Below are 16,771 nucleotides of genomic sequence, written 5' to 3' on the forward strand. Positions count from 1 at the left end.
ATACCGTTCCGGAATCAGGTTTCGGGAATCTGAAAAGACTGCGAAGCCGCTCACTGACGGATAATGCGCGAGCAGTTGATCCTGCGTCCCATAAATGATCGTTTGTGGTGTCTCGTAAGGAGAGCGGTGATCTGGACAGTTCGCAGTTCCTAAAAGCGGATTTTCATCAGGTCTGCGCACGATGCGTTCGGTCACATACACGCGCGGACGCCAGTCATCACTCCTGCGAACCTACAGAATCGGTTGATGGACCCGACTATGACCGAGCGAAACCAAATGCAAAATTCCATGGACACTATCCTCGAACCAGACCTCGTCCCATGGGTCGTAGGCAAAGAGATTGGATCAATGTGCAAGAGGGATCTCACCAGATCTAGTCTGCTCCTGAGAACCACGACCCACGGACGAGATCACTCGTGGATACTGCTTATTTACTGCTGATTGACACCGCTCCCATCGGCAAGGACGTCATCCTCAGTCTCTGGGTCGGTTTCTTCGGGTGTCGGAAAGTTTTTGCGAAAGAAGTAGACTAGCCATCCCGCAGGCGTCACTGAGTTAATCGACTTTTGAGCATTGTCCGGATCCAACTCCCGAACCATGAGATTTGCATTCACCAACTCCGTGACCGCTGTGGACAGGTTGGGTGCGTTGAAGCCATAGGTTTCGAATTCACTACTACCCGCTCTTCCTCCGTTAGCGCAGATTTGCTCGAAGAAAGTCCAATGGCGAGGACGGACAGACTTAGCATTCTCATTACCTAGCTCGGCTATGTCCATCAGCCAGCTTTCCACCAAAGCATCTCGGTCTGGGACGTCTGGGATTGCTTCGTCCAGGTTCTCAACGTAGTGGTCATGAAACCATCGAGAGAAGACGCCAGCTCGCGCTAATGCCTCGCGCAGGTTGCGATTGAACGTCTGATAAAGAAAGTCGAAAGCGTCCGGAGAAACCGGTGCGACCGCAGATTCTGTTCCATATTCTTGAATTCTGCGCGTGATTGCATCAGCAGCTGCGGTGTCTCCGATGGGCTTGAGGATCATTGGATCGAGCATCACGCCACTCAATTTCTCGGTTTTTGCTCGGGAGACGATACCTCGTGATCCAGAAATCACCCACCGTACTTGGGGAAGATTGAATACCTTGTCTCGGAGTTCGTCTAGGGTTTCTCTAGCCTTACCTCCGGTTTGAAGAATTTCGAGGTTGTCCAGCACACAGACGATGCCGCCGGAGCTCTCTTCCGGGAAACATTCATCCAACAACTGACGAACATTCCTCTGGAATCCTGACTCGGTTACAACGGGATTGGGCTCCGAACCCCAATTCGCCTGTGCACCGCCAAGAGGTGTCGAAGCACCGCCACCCTTGCTCGTGTACTGGTAATCGTTAAGCCATCGGTCCATCAGCCGAACATCAGGCGTAGGCAGGCCGACCCTTCCAAAATCCTCCTGGTGTTTGATAAGTGTCTGTGCCAGGACATAGTAAAGATCACGTTCAAACTGCGCCGCGCTCTCGAGGGGCTGGAAGTCGCCCACCGCAGGTAGATAGAGCTCCTGTGCATTGGCTTCAATGCTTAGCTGATGCATCCGGTAGATGGCGACATTGATCATGCTTGTCTTCCCGGCACCGATCGGTCCTTCTACTGAAGGGTGGGCTCCGGAATCTCCAAGCTCTCTGATGAGGAGCTCAATTTCTTTGTCTCTGCCAGCCAGCAATCGATCGCCTAAGGCGTCGGCCCGCAAAGTGGTCTGGCTATACGGATTGGCTTCGAAACCAAGTTCCTTCCAAATGCTGAAAATTCCCATGGCACCTACGCTACCTCCTCGCGTAGTAAGTGTCCGCCCGCAAGACAGCCCGCTTACAGAGAGGACCCCACTCTGACTAAGATCTTTGAAAGCACGTACTTTGAGGGTGTCCTGTATATAGCTCCCGCAAAAATGCCCGGTGAAGGTGCCTCATACGGACACCAAAAGCGATCGTTTTCGGCCGAAATAGCATTCTCCAAAATGTTGCAGATGAAGTTTAGTCGATCTCCAAATTCGGCAGTTCTTTAACGATGCGGTTGGTTTCCAAACTCAATGCCACAATCCGTCCGATGAGGTCAATAATGTACCGTGGCTGTCCCTGCTCCCGGGACCAGACGTTAGGATCATTGACGATCCCCGATGCCTTATCTGTTTTCACCTGGTAGCGTTCCAAGATCCAGTCCAGCCCCGAGCGGGATCCGAGCATGTACTCCTGAGCTGACAGCGGGATGCCTTCGATGTCGATGAACGGGTTGTAACGAATCTTGGTCTTGTCCCAAGCCCCGGCTTTGCCACCGTACTTCATCTTGGTCACTGCGAACCGCTCATACTCGTTCTCCGGTGCCCCCGGTAAGACTCTCTCACTCAGCGGATATGGGGTGAGGTCCTCATAGTTGATGTGTAGGTCAGCTAGTCCCCGTCCGGCCTGTGCAAACTTGGTGAACCGTTCCACTCCTGCGACCTGTGGGATACGAGGCAGCTGCTTCTTCAGGTCAGCTGCGTAGTGCTCCCTGTACTCCGTGGAATGCAGCAGACCGTAGACATAGTGGAAAATGTCGTCCTTGGTGACCTGATCGCCGTAGGCCGACTGATACTCTGCCAGAGCCCAGTTTGTGATGTTGTCCCGCTGCTCAGGCTCGTCAAAGAGCGTCCCAGACGCCGCTTCGGTGTAGGAGTAACGCGCGAAGAACTGTCCAGTATCGAGGGTATGAAGGTCAGGTAGGGAATTAGTAGCCAAGATTTCGAAGGTTGGGTAGTGAGTCGATGGGGATGTCAGATAGAACCCCACATTGCCAGAGTCCACGTTTGGAAACAGCTCGCCAAGCCGGTAAACCATGTCGTTTGCTTGGCGGTTGAAATAGACGTGTTGTTTCTGGAAGGGCCGATACTGACCGACCCGGTAACTTCTGGGATCAACCTCGTATTTATTGTCGCGGGCCAACTGGGTCTTGTCGGCGCGGTTCCAGCTAATGTTCCTCGGGTCGGTATTGATCACGTCGTCTACCGCACGGCCCTGGCCCTCGGCCGCATAGCGGTCCACTTCACTGTTGTAGAAACCGATCATACGTTCGACATTCCCCTGCAGCGTGGTTTCCGAGGAGTTGTAAACCCAAGCATCACGGTTGGTCTTCAGCCCGCCAGACTGGATGGCGAAGATCGTTTTCGGGTTCCCCTTTTCGGCGATGGGTGGGTAGGTGTCGTAGTTGGGGTCGCGCTGGTTGATCCAATCGCCCTCCGGGTTCGGGGTGATCGTCTCCCAGTCCAAGTTGTGCAGGGTTGCGTGGTTGACCAGTTCGAGCTTCTGCTTCCGGTCGTGGTAGTCCCCGATGTCCTTGTAATGCAGCACCGGCTCAGCTACTGTCCCAGGACGTTTAATCAGCAGAAGGACTGCCACGGTTGTCTTCGAGCCTTCACCGAAGATATTGTCTTTCTCCTTGCGGCGCATCTCCCCCGCCGAACGCGCGTTCCCCCGCAGGTTATAGACATAGATGTCGTGGAATTCGGTGGTAAGGGTTTTGCGTAGCCCGTCGGCGGTGTTGCCATCGATGTAACCACCGTTGGAGACATAGCAGACCACGCCACCGTTCTCTGAGGTCAGTATGCGGTTGGAGGCCCAGCGGATGGCGCGGATGTAGGAGTCGTACAGAGAGTTCTTGTTCGTCGCTGTGGACCGCGCCGCATACGTGGCCCGGATTGACTCGTCCAGTGTCGGGTACTTCTGGTTTGCGTTGTTGTCGTTACCGCTGCTCTGCCCCACCGAGTAGGGCGGGTTGCCGATGATCACCCGGATATCCAAGGCATTCTGCTCGGTGACGCGGTCGCTGTTGCTGGTGAATACCTTCGTGTCCAGCACGTCGCCGTCCTCGGTCATCTGGAACGTATCGGTCAGCACGATTCCGTCGAACGGTTCATAGTCGATCGCTGCTGGTGCCTGTCCAGAAGCGGCAGCGTGCTCTTGCTGCAGGGCGTGGAAGGTCGCTTCGATGTTGATCGCCGCGATGTAGTAGGCCATCAGCAGGATCTCGTTCGCGTGCAGCTCCTGCGTGTACTTGCGCAGAAGATCTTCCGGGTCGAGCAGTCCGGACTGCAGCAACCTGACGATGAACGTGCCGGTGCCGGTGAACGGGTCCAACACGTGCACGCCCTCGTCGGTGATCGAGGCACCGAAATGCTCGACCAGCGCGTCGTTGACCGCGCGCAGAATGAAGTCCACCACCTCCATCGGGGTATACACAATCCCCAAGGACTCCGCCACCCGGGGGAAGGCGAGCTTGAAAAACCGCTCATAGAGCTCGGTGATGATCTTCTGCTTCCCTGCTGCATCGGTGATGCCCTCGGCGCGCACGCGCACCGAACGGTAGAACTCTTCCAGGTGCGCGGTTTCCGAATCCAAGTTGTAGGAGTCCAGCAGCTCAAGCATGGAGTCCATGACCTTGGAGACCGGGTTGTGCCCGGCGAAGTCATAGTCCTCGAAGAGTGCGTTGAACACCGGCTTGGTGATCAGGTGCTGCACCAGCATGTCCACGGCATCGGCTCGGGTGATTCCATCATTCAGGTTTCCTCGCAGCCCGTCGAGGAACACCGCGAATTCCTCAGCTGGCCGCGGGTCGGCACCGTCCAGGATGGTGTTAATGCGGGTGACTTGGCGGTCGGCAATGTCCTTGACGTCCTTGGCCCAGTCTTCCCAGTAGCGGCGGTCCCCGACCTTCTTGACCATGCGGGCGAAGATCGCGTTCTCCCACTCGGACGCGTTCGCCATGGTGAACAGCGCCTCGGTAGTCCCTGGATCGCTCTTCCCCTCCGGGCCATTCTCCGTGCCCTCTCCGCCGACGCCGATCACGTCTATGGTCTTGTTGGCTTTCTTGTCCAAGTCGATCTTGTTGATCATCGCTTCGAACCGGTCATCATGGGCACGCAGCGCCTGCAACACATCCCACACGACCTTGTACTTCTTATTGTCGTTCAACGCGGTCGTCGGGTCCTGGGAGGCCGGCACCGCGATGGGCAGGATGATGTACCCGTACTCCTTGTTCGTAGCGGTGGACTTGCGCATCACCCGGCCCACGGACTGCACCACGTCCACCTGGGAGTTGCGCGGATTCAGGAACAGCACCGCATCCAACGACGGCACATCCACGCCTTCGGACAGGCATTTGGCATTGGTCAGGATCCGGCATACGTCCTCTCCGGAATCCTTCTGCAGCCAGTCCAAGCGCTGCGAGCGGGCCAGCACATTGAACGTGCCATCCACGTGCTCGGCTTCCAGCTTCAGCTTCGACGCGCCCTCGGAGCGGTTCACCAAAAGTTCCCGGCCGACCTTCTCGAACTGGTCGGCCAGCGCCTTGGATTCCTTGATGTTCCGGGCGAACGCGACCGCACGGTGCATCGGGGTGGTGTCGGTGATCGACAGGCGTTCGCCGTTCACCCCGCGTTTGGACAGCCCGTTCCAACAGCCCACGATCCGGGCCACATCATCCAGGTTCATGTCCCCGTCGTCGGCCAGCAGGTCTTGGAAACTGGTCGCCACTGATTCCTCATCGACGGCGAGGATCAGCACCTTGTAGTCCGCCAGGTGCCCCATTTCCACGGCCCGGCCGAACCCGAGGTGGTGGAACTCCGGGCCATAGGTGGCCTCGTCATCCATGGAGTAGACTGCCACTCCGTCCTTGGCAGCCTTGTTCTTTGAATCCTCCACATAAATCCGCGGAGTTGCCGTCATATATAGCCGCTTAGCGGCCTTCAGGTACTCGGTGTTATGGACCCGTACGAATGCCGAGTCATCAGCACCGGACTGTGAAATGCCCGTAGTGCGGTGCGCTTCATCGCACACGATCAAATCAAACTCCGGCAACCCCAGTTCTTGGGCCTGATGGATCACATCGATCGACTGGTACGTGGAGAACACCACCGTCAAAGTCTCCTGGCCGGTGGAGATCTTGTACCGGTTCACCAGCTTCACCGGGTCCGTCGATGCAGGGAACCCCAAATCGTGGACCGCGACATCCTCGTTCTGAGCTCGACCGACCGACGCATCGGAGCAGACTGCGAACGGCCGCAACGGTACATCCGCCTGGGCCGTCCACTCATTGAGCGTCTGCTGCAGCAGGGCAATCGACGGAACCAAGAACAACACCGATCCACCGACCGGCACCTGTTCCTCGACGAGCTTCAACGAGGTGAACGTCTTGCCCGTGCCGCAAGCCATGATGAGCTTGCCCCGGTCATGCAGTTCGAACCCCTTCGTCACCGCGTCGATGGCTTCTTGCTGGTACTTGCGGGGTTGCTTGCCCGACAGCTGGACCAGGACTTCAGGTTCTTCGAGGCTGAACTGGGACCAGTCAATGGTCGATTCTTCGAAGTCCTTCAACCGGATCCGCTGGATCGGCTTGGACTGGTTAAGCAGAGCAGCTTCGGCGTGCTTGGACCAGTTATCCGTCGTGGAGACAATCATGCCGCCGGTGAACGGGGCCTTGCCCAGCTCGGTGAAGAAAGAATCGATCGACTGCTTGGGCAGCGGGCGGGCCGGGTCGTAGAACTTCGCCTGGATCGCCACCAACTCGCCGGTGTACCTGTCTTCGGCCACCAGATCGATGCCAGTATCAACGAGCCCGTTGCGGTCAGGCCATTCCTGCCACAACCAGACATTGGTGAACTGATCCGCGTACTTCGGCTCAACCTGCAAATACCGTTTGAGCAGACGTTCGAACCTTGAGCCTTTGTCCCGCTGGCTCGTCGCTGAAAAGTAGAGGTCATCGAAGACATTGGCAAAAGTCTGAACAGTCATACTTCCAATTATCGCCAGTAGGAAAGCGAAATATGGAATTGGGGGTATGCGCATCCAAGCGTGGCTAATTATCAGCCCCGTGGTGGCACAGCTTTGGTACTCAATGTCGCTCATCCGAGACGTTTAGGGTCCCGAGATCGGAGTAAATATGGCTGCCAAATGGATGCAAATCCGTTCAAACGTGGTCTGCCTAAACGATTGCCATGCACGCAATGAACTAGCCACATTGGGTGGTCCCTGAAAAGTAGTCTGGCGACTATGTGAATATTCGTGTCCGACAAGGGACACAGGAGGAATCGCAGAAGCAATGGCACGCAGACACACATCAGACCGGATCATCGCTAAAGTCCGCTAAGGAGAGAAGAAGCTCAACGTAGGCCACCCGAGAATCGAGGTCATCCATAGCAGCAATGAAGCCAGGGCCGCAGCCTGCAGCGCCTGGCCTCACCACCATGAGCATCGTCGACCCCACACTGGTGGCCCTACTCCGTCAGATCCGGTTCACGACCCCACGGGGAACCGCGTCTAGACCAGCGCAGCCTGCAGTTCCTTGGCTGCCTGTGCCGGGTCGGCGGCGGAGTAAATGGCACCGCCGGCCACGGCTACCTGCGCGCCGGACTTCTGGACGTCGGCGATCGTGCTGATGCTGACGCCTCCAGCCACCGAGAACGGCACCTGGGATGCAGTGCCTGCGCTCAGCAGCACATCCAGGTCGTAGCCTGGCTGCGCCTGCTCGTCCAGGCCCGCATGGAATTCGACGAACTGGACGCCCAGCGCAGCAACTTCGCGGGCCCGGGCTGGCTTGTCAGCGATGCCGATCAGATCCACGACGATGCCCTTGCCGCGCTCGGTGGCGGCCTTGACCGCGCCGGCGATCGTGGAGTTATCGGCGGCCCCGAGGATGGAGACCAGATCCGCGCCAGCGGCGAAGGCGATGTCCGCTTCCAGTTCCCCGGCGTCCATGGTCTTCATATCCGCGAAGACGGTCTTGTCCGGGTGGGCCTGCTTGATGGCGGTGATCACCGACAGCCCTTCGGCCTTGATCAGCGGGGTGCCCAGCTCGATGATGTCCACATACGGGGCGACTTTTCCAGCCAACTCCAGCGCTTCGGCGGTGCTGAGCAGATCGATGGCAACTTGGATTTTCATGATATTCCCTTTCAGGGGTTATTGGTGGTGGGTTGGTATCGACGCCAAAAGCTCCGGTCTACTCCAGATTCGCGTGGCGCTGCCACAGCTGCTGGGCGGTGGCGTCATCCGCGCTCCAGAGCGTGTGGAACACGATTTCAGTGATCAGGAACAGCGCCTGCTCGAACAGGCTGCCGGAGTATTGGCGGGTGATGGACGATCCGTGGTCCGTTTTCCCGGCGGCCGGGACTTCTACGAGAACGTGGGCGGCCGACCCGATGGGACTGGATGGATCGGTGGTGATGGCCGCGATCCGGGCGCCGGCCCGCCGGGCGGTGCGGACGCCCTGGACCACGCCCGCGGTGGTTCCGGATCCGGAGGCCACGAGTAGCAGGTCCCCCTCGGCAATGGCCGGCGTGGTGGCATCCCCGGCGACGTGCACGGCCAGGCCCAGATGCATCAGGCGCATCGCCGCCATGCGCAAGGCCAGCCCGCTGCGTCCGGCACCGGCTACGAACACCCTGGGTGCAGCGCGCAGCTGCGCTGCGAGCTCGATGACCTGCCGCGGCTTCACGCCCCGCACGGTTGCCCCGATCTCCGAGTGGACCAGGTCCATGGTGTCCAGCACGTCCTGCTGGGATATCGCTTCGGTGAGGGGTAAGGCCATGGTGTTCATGCCATTCCTTTCGACAGCGCCTCCCGGCGGACCGGATCGGCTTTGATGGGCATGAGTCAATCCTCCGGCCAGAAAGGGGTGGCCGCTACGCCATTTACAGGCAGTTGAACCTATCCTTTCGGATAGTTCCTGGTCCCCCGAGCTGCGATACACTGGCCTGCATGAGCATTCTGGACTCCTCTTTCGCCCCTGGCCTGCAAGCTGCCGCACCGGCACCAGGGGTGCTCGAATCGATCGCGCTGCTGGCCACGGCTGCGCTGCCACAGATCGCCGTTCGCCTGCGTGATGCCCTGGCTCCGGAAATCCGTTGCGCGGCCCTGGCCATTTTCACCGAGGAGTGCACCGATAGGCCCAGGAAGCTCGCCGGCGACCAGCGCATCACGGATCTGGTGGGCATTGCGGAACTAGATAGGATCCGCGGTTCCCATCCCGGTGAGAACCGCTGGAGCGAGCTTGCCGAGATCGGCGGTGCTCCGCGGGAGATTCTTGCCCTGCGCTACCCGCCCAGCAATGCGCTGCTGGTGCTCATCGAGCCCCGCCCCGCCGGTGGCCAGCCCGAGTTGATCGGATACCTGTGGACTCTGGCCGCCAACCGGATCCGCGAGAAGGTGGCCGATGCCCCTCCGTCCTATCTGCGCGAATCGCGCGCGGTCTCGGCAGAGCGGGTCCGGGTCACCGGCGAGCTGGTGGAACAGTATGCGACGAGCCTCGATATCCTGCTGGCGACCTTGCGCTCCACGCAATTGGACGATGCGGCCGCGCGCGTTGCCGCCATCGACCTTGCGGCCAAGACCCTGGTTGGGCTCAAGACCGTGGATGACCGCACCAATAGCATCGTGGAGGAACCGGTCGCTTCGGCTTTCACCCGCTTGCGCGATGACCTGCGCCCGTTGACCACTTTGAGCGGCGTGGACCTGCAATTCGTCGAGCCTCCCAAGAACGGCAGGGCGCTGCCCGGCGAGGTGGCCCATGCCGCCCGGGCCATCGTGCGCGGCCTGGCCCTGGCGATGATGGAGCAGGAAGACATCCAGCGGATCCGGGTGCAGTGGAACTGCGACGGCGAGAATTTGCTGATCAATGTCCGCGACGATGCACGCGGCGGCATCGATCCCTCCGCGGCGGCCTTGGACCGCCTCGTGCGGCGTGTGGAGGCATTGAACGGGCTGATCGAGATCGAGGTCATGGGCGGATGGGGCACGGAGGCCGCGGTGCGGCTCCCGCTGGATGCCCCGCCGTCGGCCGTGGCGGAAATCGCAGAATGGAATCTGGGCGGCCGGGAATTCGAGGTCCTGCAGCTCCTGGCGGTGGGGCAGCGCAACCGGGGCATTTCGCAGGCGCTGGGGATCAGCGAGAACACGGTGAAATTCCACGTGCGCAATCTCTTCAAGAAGATGGGCGTCAGCTCCCGTGCCCAAGCCGTCGCGCTGGCACACAGCCGTGGGGTGGCCAGCTCCACGTAGCCTGCCGGCATTGATGCCCGCCGACAGCTGACCGCGCTCTTCGCCATGATCCGTGGCGTGTCATTTCATGATGTTCCGGAGCAGGAAATTGCTCCACGGTCTCCAGCCACGGCCCGCCGCCCTTCGGGCAAGCAATGGCAGGCATCGTCCCGACGGTGAATCCAAGCTCTAGCAACTATGGGCAACGAGGTGCAGGATAGATTCCATGGATCCACAAGATGCTTTGATTCTTCCTGATGTCACCGCTTGGCGCGCTTGGCTCGACGAGCACGAAGAAACCAGCGATGGCGTTTGGCTGGTAGTGGCAAAGAAGGGAACGACTTCCCCCACCTCGCTCGCTGTCGCACAAGCATTGCCCGAGGCGCTTTGCAGCGGATGGATCGATGCCATCCGCCGCAAACGCGATGAGACGACTTTCCTCCAGCGCTACACTCCCCGCCGGAAGAACTCTGTCTGGTCCCAGAAGAACACTGAATTCGCCCAGGAATTGATTGATCAAGGACGCATGCGGCCACGGGGCTTCGCGGAAATCGAGAAAGCCAAGGAAGATGGACGGTGGGAGCGTGCTTACCAAGGCCAGGCGACCGCCCAGATCCCTCCGGATCTGCAAGAAGCGCTGGATCGCTCGACCGTGGCGGCCAAGAACTTTGCTGCTTTGAAATCCCAACCGCGCTATCACATACTGCATCAGCTGATGATTGCCCGAACGGAGAAAACGAGGACTGCCCGCTTGGCACGGTTCGTTGCAGAACTTGAGCAGGGTCCAGAAGGCTGATCCTTGCTCCGGTAGAGCAATACGCGGCCGGCGCTACTGTGCGCTAGCTCTTGGAACGGTAAATCGCTTCGGCGATCATTGCGCCTGCTTGCAGAATCGCTGCCGCGAGAATAAGCAGCGCCGCTGCAGTCGCTCCTCCAAGAATCAGCATGATTACTCCGACAAGGCCCAAGGTCCAGGCAATGAACATTGCTCCTGTAGTCATTCCCAGTCCGGCCTGCCGGGTTTTCTTCACGCTCTGAGTCATATCGCCAGTTTAGACGCAGGGCTGAGCTCTGGGGAAAATGGTTTCGGGAACTGATCATTTTCGCGGGGGCCTTGGTACCGTGGAATTCAACGCCCGGGCAACCCCGGCAAAATCTCATCTCACGATTGGACTCATGGTTTGCGTGTATTAGTTCCGTGGCAGAGCTTGGTCGACAGCATGCAGATTCCCGGGGTCGAAACCGTCTTGTGGAATATCAATGATGGCGAGCCTCCAGCAGCTGATGTGCTCGTTACCGAGCGGCCGCTGGATCCTGCGCATCGCTCGCGAGTCAGCAGAATCCCGGGACTCAAGCACGTGCATCTGCTATCCCTCGGCTACGAGTGGGTGCTGGGGCATCTCCCCGGCGAAGCAGTCTTGTCGAATTCCCGCGGCGCGGTGGAAGACTCCACCGCTGAGCACTGCCTCGCCCTGGTACTGGCCGCATTGCGCGAGCTCCCTGCGGCCATGGCCTCGCAGAAAGAGCAGGAATGGCCTCGCTTGTGGACGTCCTCGCTTTTCGGCTCCAATGTCGTGGTGCTCGGAGTGGGCGGTGTTGGCGCAGCCACTATTGAACGGCTCAAAGCTTTCAAACCAGCCAGAATCACCGGAGTCGCCAGTTCCCCGCGAATCCTGGATGATGGCACCAATGTCGTCGCCCTGCGCGATGCAGCTGAGCTCCTGCCTGAAGCCGATGTCGTCATCTGCACTCTGCCGCATACACCCCAGACCCAAGACCTTATTGATGCAGCATTCCTCCAGCGCATGCGCGACGGCGCACTGCTGGTGAATGTCGGCCGCGGCCCTATTGTGAACACCGCAGATCTGCTCGACGAGCTGCGCTCGGGACGCCTGCGCGCGGCTTTGGATGTGACCGATCCCGAGCCGTTGCCCACGGGCCATCCCTTGTGGACCGCGCCGAACTGCATCATTACGCCGCATATGGCTGGTGATACCTCGGAATTCATGCGGTTGGTGTCAGATATGGCGACGCAGCAAGTTCAGCTGCTATCCACCGGTTCGGCACCGCACAACATTGTTCGCCGCAACCTTGGCTAGGCCCTGCTTGCCGCCAAGGAATGCTCGACAATTTCATGAACCTTGTCGACGGTAACCGGAGCCAGGGTAACGCCGAGGGGTCCATGCCCCGCGGCTACTGTCAGGTTCTCGTATTTGCGTTGCCCAATGATCGGCACGCCGCTTGCAGTCATCGGCCGAGCGCCCTGCCAACGGCTAAGTTCCGGCAAATGCCTAAGCTCCGGCAGCAATGCTTCCGCGCCCTGGCGCAGGGCTGAAATATCCGAATCCGCTGGCACTGCATTGCTCATGCCGCCAAAACGCATTCCGCCGGTAATTCGCACACGTCCAGGCATTGGACTGATGACCACATGATCTTCCATCCCCATCAAGGCACGACTAACCAAGCGGTCCTGATCTTCCAGAGTCACCGACCAGCCGTATCCAGGCTCAACTGGCACACCGACTCCCAAGGCCTTGCCGGTTTCACGGCTGGAGGCTCCCGTTGCCAAAACAACGTGTCGCGCCGAGACCTTCCCGGTGTCCGTGATCAAGGTGTGCAGGTTGGATCCGGTGGCTTCGTGGTCGATGACCTTCGCGCCTACGACCTGGGCTCCATGGTCAATGGCATCTTGCAACCAACGTCTTGAGGCTTCTTCAGGATCCAGGAAACCTTCGTTGGAGAACCAGATCCCGCTGGCAACTCCATCTTCTACCCCGGCCTGCAGATCAACGATTTGCTCTCGATTCACAACATCGCAGGTTGCACCGGCCGCACGCATGCGCTGGGCATCCGCATGCAGGCGTTCGGCGTTGCCCTCATCCGTGGATAGCCACAACCAGCCTTGCTCTTGCATGCCGAGATCCAATCCGTCTTCTCTCAGCTGCTGGTATCGCTTCTGGCTCAGTGTCGCCAGGCCATGGAGCTTCGCTGTATCCCTTTTGACACGTCCCGGCCTGCAGTTCATTGCAAAGCTTGCCAAGAACTTCAATGATTCGAACCCCAATGGCTTCGCAAACGTCACCGGGGCATGCTGGCTGCCGAAAGTTTTAATGCCCTCCCACAAGTTCCCTGGAGTGGACATCGGAGTCGAATAGCTCGGGACGATGAGTCCTGCATTGCCCAAGGATGAACCGCGTCCCGGCGCGGGATCAATAACCACCACATCCAGCCCGTCTCGGCTCAGCCGGCTGGCAATTCCTGCGCCGATTATTCCGGCACCAATAACTGCGACGTCAGCTCGTTCTAGGCTCATTCTTGCTCCTGCGCTACGTTTCCTTGCTGGCTAGATCGTTAAATCATCACTCCAGCACCCATCAGTATTGTGTTATACCTTACACCTTAGTAAGCATCCTGCCCGCGGATACAGGCACACTTCCCGCCAGTCGGGCACACTGCCATAAGGGTTTGCTCGAACGTGGTAAACAAGTAGGTATGACTACGAGCAACCACACTCCCTTGAGGGCGATCAGCCTGCGCGAACAGGCCCGAAACGCAATTCGCACCTCGATTGTCATGGGCCAAATTCAACCGGGAAATGTGGAGAGCGTTGTCAAAGTTGCCGCCGAACTAGGCGTGTCAATTACCCCGGTCCGCGAAGCTGTCATGGATCTGGCAAACCTGGGAATTGTGGAAGTCATCCGCAACAAGGGGTTCCGCGTGCCGGTCTTGACCGAGCAAGATCTGGACGAGATTTTCAAGCTACGCACCATGCTGGAAGTTCCAGCAATGCGCGAAGTCGCCGAAAATTTCCATGGCACCGATCCGGAACCATTCAAGACGCTGGCTGCTGACATCATTCTCGCAGCCCGCGAAGGCGACGTCCGCAGATTCCTGGACAGCGACCGCAAGTTCCACAAGGCGCTCTTGGAGACCCTTGGAAACCATCGCCTGGTGCAGACCGTCGAGCAGCTACGCGACCAAGCTCGCATGCAGGGCCTGCAGAAGATGGCTGATCATGGTGACCTCACGGAATCCGCCGAAGAGCACTTGGAGATCTTGGCAGCCATTGCCGCAGGTGACGGCGATCTGTCCGCCGAACTAATGACCCTCCACCTCGCGCACAGCCGCGGCATTTGGGCCGACCGCCCCGAACCTCAAGCTACTTAGAAAGTCCGAACCCGCCATTCAGCCGGGGCGCCCATGGGTGCCCCGGCTGAATTTCATTGGACTCGAATCACGTTTTGTGTAATATATAACATAGAAGTGATGCACGCTACAGTTGCGTCTTGGACATCGGATATCCCGATCCCCAACAATCTCGAGGACTCGAATGAAAACAAAGATTTCAGCACCTCAAATGCTTGTTATCGGCCTGACGCTATTTGCGATGTTCCTAGGCGCCGGCAACATCATCTTCGCGCCGTTGGTCGGGCAGCAAGCCGGCAAGTCTTCCTTGGTGCCCATGAGCGCCTTCCTCCTGACTGGTGTCGGCCTGGTTCTTCTGGCGATCATCGTTTTGGCTAAGGCCGGCGGTCGAGTTGAGCCGCTTTCGGACCGCGTGCATCCCTGGTTTTCCAGAGGCTTTTGCGCGCTCTTGTTCTTGGCTCTCGGCCCTCTGTACGTAATCCCCCGGACAGGTTCCGTGGTGTACGAGATCGCTCTCAAGCCGCACCTTGACTTATCTGACGACGGCGCCCGCTGGATGCTTCTTGCCTTCTCGGCCGCATTTACCGCGTTGACGATCTTTCTCTCCCTCGACATGGGAAAGCTGGTGGCGCGTCTGGGAAAATTGATTACTCCCGTTTTCTCCGTGCTGCTGCTCATCATTATCGGCAAGTCGTTCCTCACGCCGATGGGCGCCCCGCAAGATCCTATTGAACCGTATCTTTCCGGCACATTCCTCAAAGGATTCACCGAAGGCTACTTCACCATGGATGCACTGGCAGCGCTCGTATTCGGTGGCGTCTTCATCCAATCCATAAAAGCCATCGGGATTACTGAGCCTCGTGCTATCACCAAGGTCTTCATCAAAGCCGGCGTGATCACCGTCATCGGCCTGTCCTTATTGCATATTTCGATGGCTTGGATCGGCGCAACCAGCGTTGACACTATCGGCCGCTTCGACAACGGCGGCGCAGTATTGGCCGAGTCTTCACGTTATCTGCTGGGGACCGGCGGGGTCATCGCCATGGGCGTCGTTGTTCTCTTGACCGGCATCACCACGAACATCGCTTGCCTGTCTTCCGTATCTGAATATTTCAGCAACATCACTCCACGGGCTAGCTACCGGCGCTGGGTATATATATTCGGCCTGGCCGGGTTGCTATTCACCAACTTCGGACTGGAAACCGTTCTGGAAACCGCTATTCCGCTGCTGATGTTCCTGTATCCGCTGTCAATTACCTTGATTCTCCTTGTAATGCTCAACCGGCTCTTTTCCGGATACCAGTCCGTATACATCGGCGCGATCTTGGGCGCGGGGCTGATCGGCCTGTTCGATGGAATCAAATCCGCAGGTCTTTTTGTTGACGGCATCGACAACGCCTTGGCTTTCATCCCGATGTTCGCCCAAGGCGGCGGTTGGATTATCCCGGCCTTCGCAGGCGGCCTACTTGGCTACCTGGTCGCTCGGCTTCGCGCAGAACCAAAGCGTGAGTATCCAGAAGCTCAGCGGAACACTGCGAGCGAACCGCAACAAGCTGTGTCAAAATCCTGACGTCGTCATAACAACAGAAACGAGCATCCATGAACCTCACTAAGCAAGTTTCACCTGTCTGGTACACATCCGAGCAAGTTGCGGAAGCTGTCAGTCCTGACCGCGCGCGCGAACTTCTAGAAAACGCCTTGCGGGACGGCTTCGATCCAGCGACAGATCCTGATCGCACAGGCGTCGCTGCCGGAAGCGGCGAAATGCTGCTCATGCCCTCGACCATCGGCGAATGGTCGGGTATTAAAGTAGCTACCGTTGCCCCAGATAACCCGGGCAAGGGGTTGCCCCGAATCCAGGCGAACTACATTCTGATGGACGCCGAGACATTGTCCACCCAGGCATTGCTTGAGGGCGCGATGCTCACGGCTTTGCGCACACCAGCAACTTCGGCCGTAGCAGCTAAGCACTTGGCCCCGTCAGGCCCATGCACGCTCATGGTCTTCGGAACCGGGCCGCAAGCTTGGGGACATATAGAAGCCATGTCGGAAATCAGGGAAATCACCGAGGTCATCATCTCGGCTCGCAATCGAGAACGAGTCGATGCATTGGTGGCGAAGGCCAATGATTTTGGACTGGCTGCCAGAGCTGGGGAAGCTGGCGACGTTGCCAACGCTCAACTCGTGGTGTGCGCGACAAGTGCAAGCGAGCCATTGTTCGACGGATCGCTTGTCCAGCCGGGAGCATGCGTTATCGCGATGGGTTCACATGTGCCCGAGTCGCGCGAGCTCGATGCTGAATTGGTTGGCCGATCATTGGTAGTGGTAGAAGATATCGCTACAGCTCTGCGTGAAGCTGGCGATGTCATTCAAGCCATCGCTGAAGGCACCTTGCTGGCCGATGACCTGGCCACCATCGCCAATCTGGTGCAAGGCCAATTCACCCGGTGCGATGACCGGCCTAACATCTTCAAGGGCACTGGGATGTCCTGGCAAGATCTGGTGGTTGCTGTCGGCGTTCACGAGCACTTCACCAATTAGGCGACAGCGAAGAGGGATCCCGTACCGTTGGGGGGTT

General features: G+C 58.6%; 12 protein-coding genes. 6 read left to right on the forward strand and 6 right to left on the reverse strand.

Annotated features, from left to right (window positions below; genetic code table 11):
• Positions 1-431: 431 nt before the first annotated feature.
• From ACNPN0_RS00355 to hxlB, 4 genes are all read right to left on the reverse strand, one after another.
• Positions 432-1,799 (reverse strand): hypothetical protein, encoded by a 1,368-nt coding sequence (locus ACNPN0_RS00355; protein ID WP_400384341.1) that lies wholly within the window; start codon positions 1,797-1,799, stop codon positions 432-434.
• A 217-nt stretch (positions 1,800-2,016) separates the two neighbouring features.
• The gene (locus ACNPN0_RS00360) at positions 2,017-6,804 is read right to left on the reverse strand and encodes a DEAD/DEAH box helicase (RefSeq protein WP_448937359.1); all 4,788 of its coding nucleotides are present in this window, start codon (positions 6,802-6,804) and stop codon (positions 2,017-2,019) included.
• 525 nt (positions 6,805-7,329) lie between these two features.
• Positions 7,330-7,953 (reverse strand): 3-hexulose-6-phosphate synthase, encoded by a 624-nt coding sequence (gene hxlA / locus ACNPN0_RS00365; RefSeq protein WP_105657387.1) that lies wholly within the window; start codon positions 7,951-7,953, stop codon positions 7,330-7,332.
• Between the two features lie 58 nt (positions 7,954-8,011).
• A complete protein-coding gene (gene hxlB / locus ACNPN0_RS00370) occupies positions 8,012-8,608 on the reverse strand; it encodes a 6-phospho-3-hexuloisomerase (protein WP_448937358.1) in 597 nt (198 codons plus the stop codon).
• A 161-nt stretch (positions 8,609-8,769) separates the two neighbouring features.
• Here hxlB and ACNPN0_RS00375 point away from each other — a divergent pair, with 161 nt between their 5' ends.
• Positions 8,770-10,068: a LuxR C-terminal-related transcriptional regulator gene (locus ACNPN0_RS00375; RefSeq protein WP_448937357.1), complete on the forward strand. Its 1,299-nt coding sequence runs from the start codon at positions 8,770-8,772 to the stop codon at positions 10,066-10,068.
• Between the two features lie 205 nt (positions 10,069-10,273).
• Complete coding sequence (locus ACNPN0_RS00380; RefSeq protein ID WP_448937356.1) at positions 10,274-10,843, forward strand: YdeI/OmpD-associated family protein; 570 nt, start codon at positions 10,274-10,276, stop codon at positions 10,841-10,843.
• A gap of 43 nt (positions 10,844-10,886) precedes the next feature.
• On the opposite strand, the gene ACNPN0_RS00385 is transcribed toward ACNPN0_RS00380, so the two are convergent.
• The gene (locus ACNPN0_RS00385) at positions 10,887-11,090 is read right to left on the reverse strand and encodes a hypothetical protein (protein ID WP_402696572.1); all 204 of its coding nucleotides are present in this window, start codon (positions 11,088-11,090) and stop codon (positions 10,887-10,889) included.
• Between the two features lie 138 nt (positions 11,091-11,228).
• Here ACNPN0_RS00385 and ACNPN0_RS00390 point away from each other — a divergent pair, with 138 nt between their 5' ends.
• Positions 11,229-12,146 carry an NAD(P)-dependent oxidoreductase gene (locus ACNPN0_RS00390; RefSeq protein WP_448937355.1) on the forward strand — a complete coding sequence of 306 codons (918 nt, stop codon included), beginning with the start codon at positions 11,229-11,231 and terminating at the stop codon, positions 12,144-12,146.
• Here the strand turns inward: ACNPN0_RS00390 and ACNPN0_RS00395 are convergent.
• Positions 12,143-13,360 (reverse strand): NAD(P)/FAD-dependent oxidoreductase, encoded by a 1,218-nt coding sequence (locus ACNPN0_RS00395; RefSeq protein ID WP_448937354.1) that lies wholly within the window; start codon positions 13,358-13,360, stop codon positions 12,143-12,145. The genes ACNPN0_RS00390 and ACNPN0_RS00395 overlap by 4 nt on opposite strands.
• 179 nt (positions 13,361-13,539) lie before the next feature.
• Here ACNPN0_RS00395 and ACNPN0_RS00400 point away from each other — a divergent pair, with 179 nt between their 5' ends.
• The 3 genes from ACNPN0_RS00400 to ACNPN0_RS00410 all read left to right on the forward strand — a co-directional run bounded on the left by ACNPN0_RS00400 (position 13,540) and on the right by ACNPN0_RS00410 (position 16,734).
• Positions 13,540-14,214, forward strand: coding sequence for a GntR family transcriptional regulator (locus tag ACNPN0_RS00400; protein ID WP_448937353.1), 675 nt, complete (start codon positions 13,540-13,542; stop codon positions 14,212-14,214).
• A gap of 163 nt (positions 14,215-14,377) precedes the next feature.
• Positions 14,378-15,763: a branched-chain amino acid transport system II carrier protein gene (gene brnQ / locus ACNPN0_RS00405; RefSeq protein ID WP_448937352.1), complete on the forward strand. Its 1,386-nt coding sequence runs from the start codon at positions 14,378-14,380 to the stop codon at positions 15,761-15,763.
• Positions 15,764-15,792: 29 nt separating this feature from the next.
• Entirely contained in the window at positions 15,793-16,734 is a 942-nt protein-coding gene (locus ACNPN0_RS00410; RefSeq protein ID WP_448937351.1) for an ornithine cyclodeaminase family protein, read from the forward strand.
• Positions 16,735-16,771 lie beyond the last annotated feature (37 nt).

This window comes from Glutamicibacter sp. AGC84 (assembly GCF_053543575.1).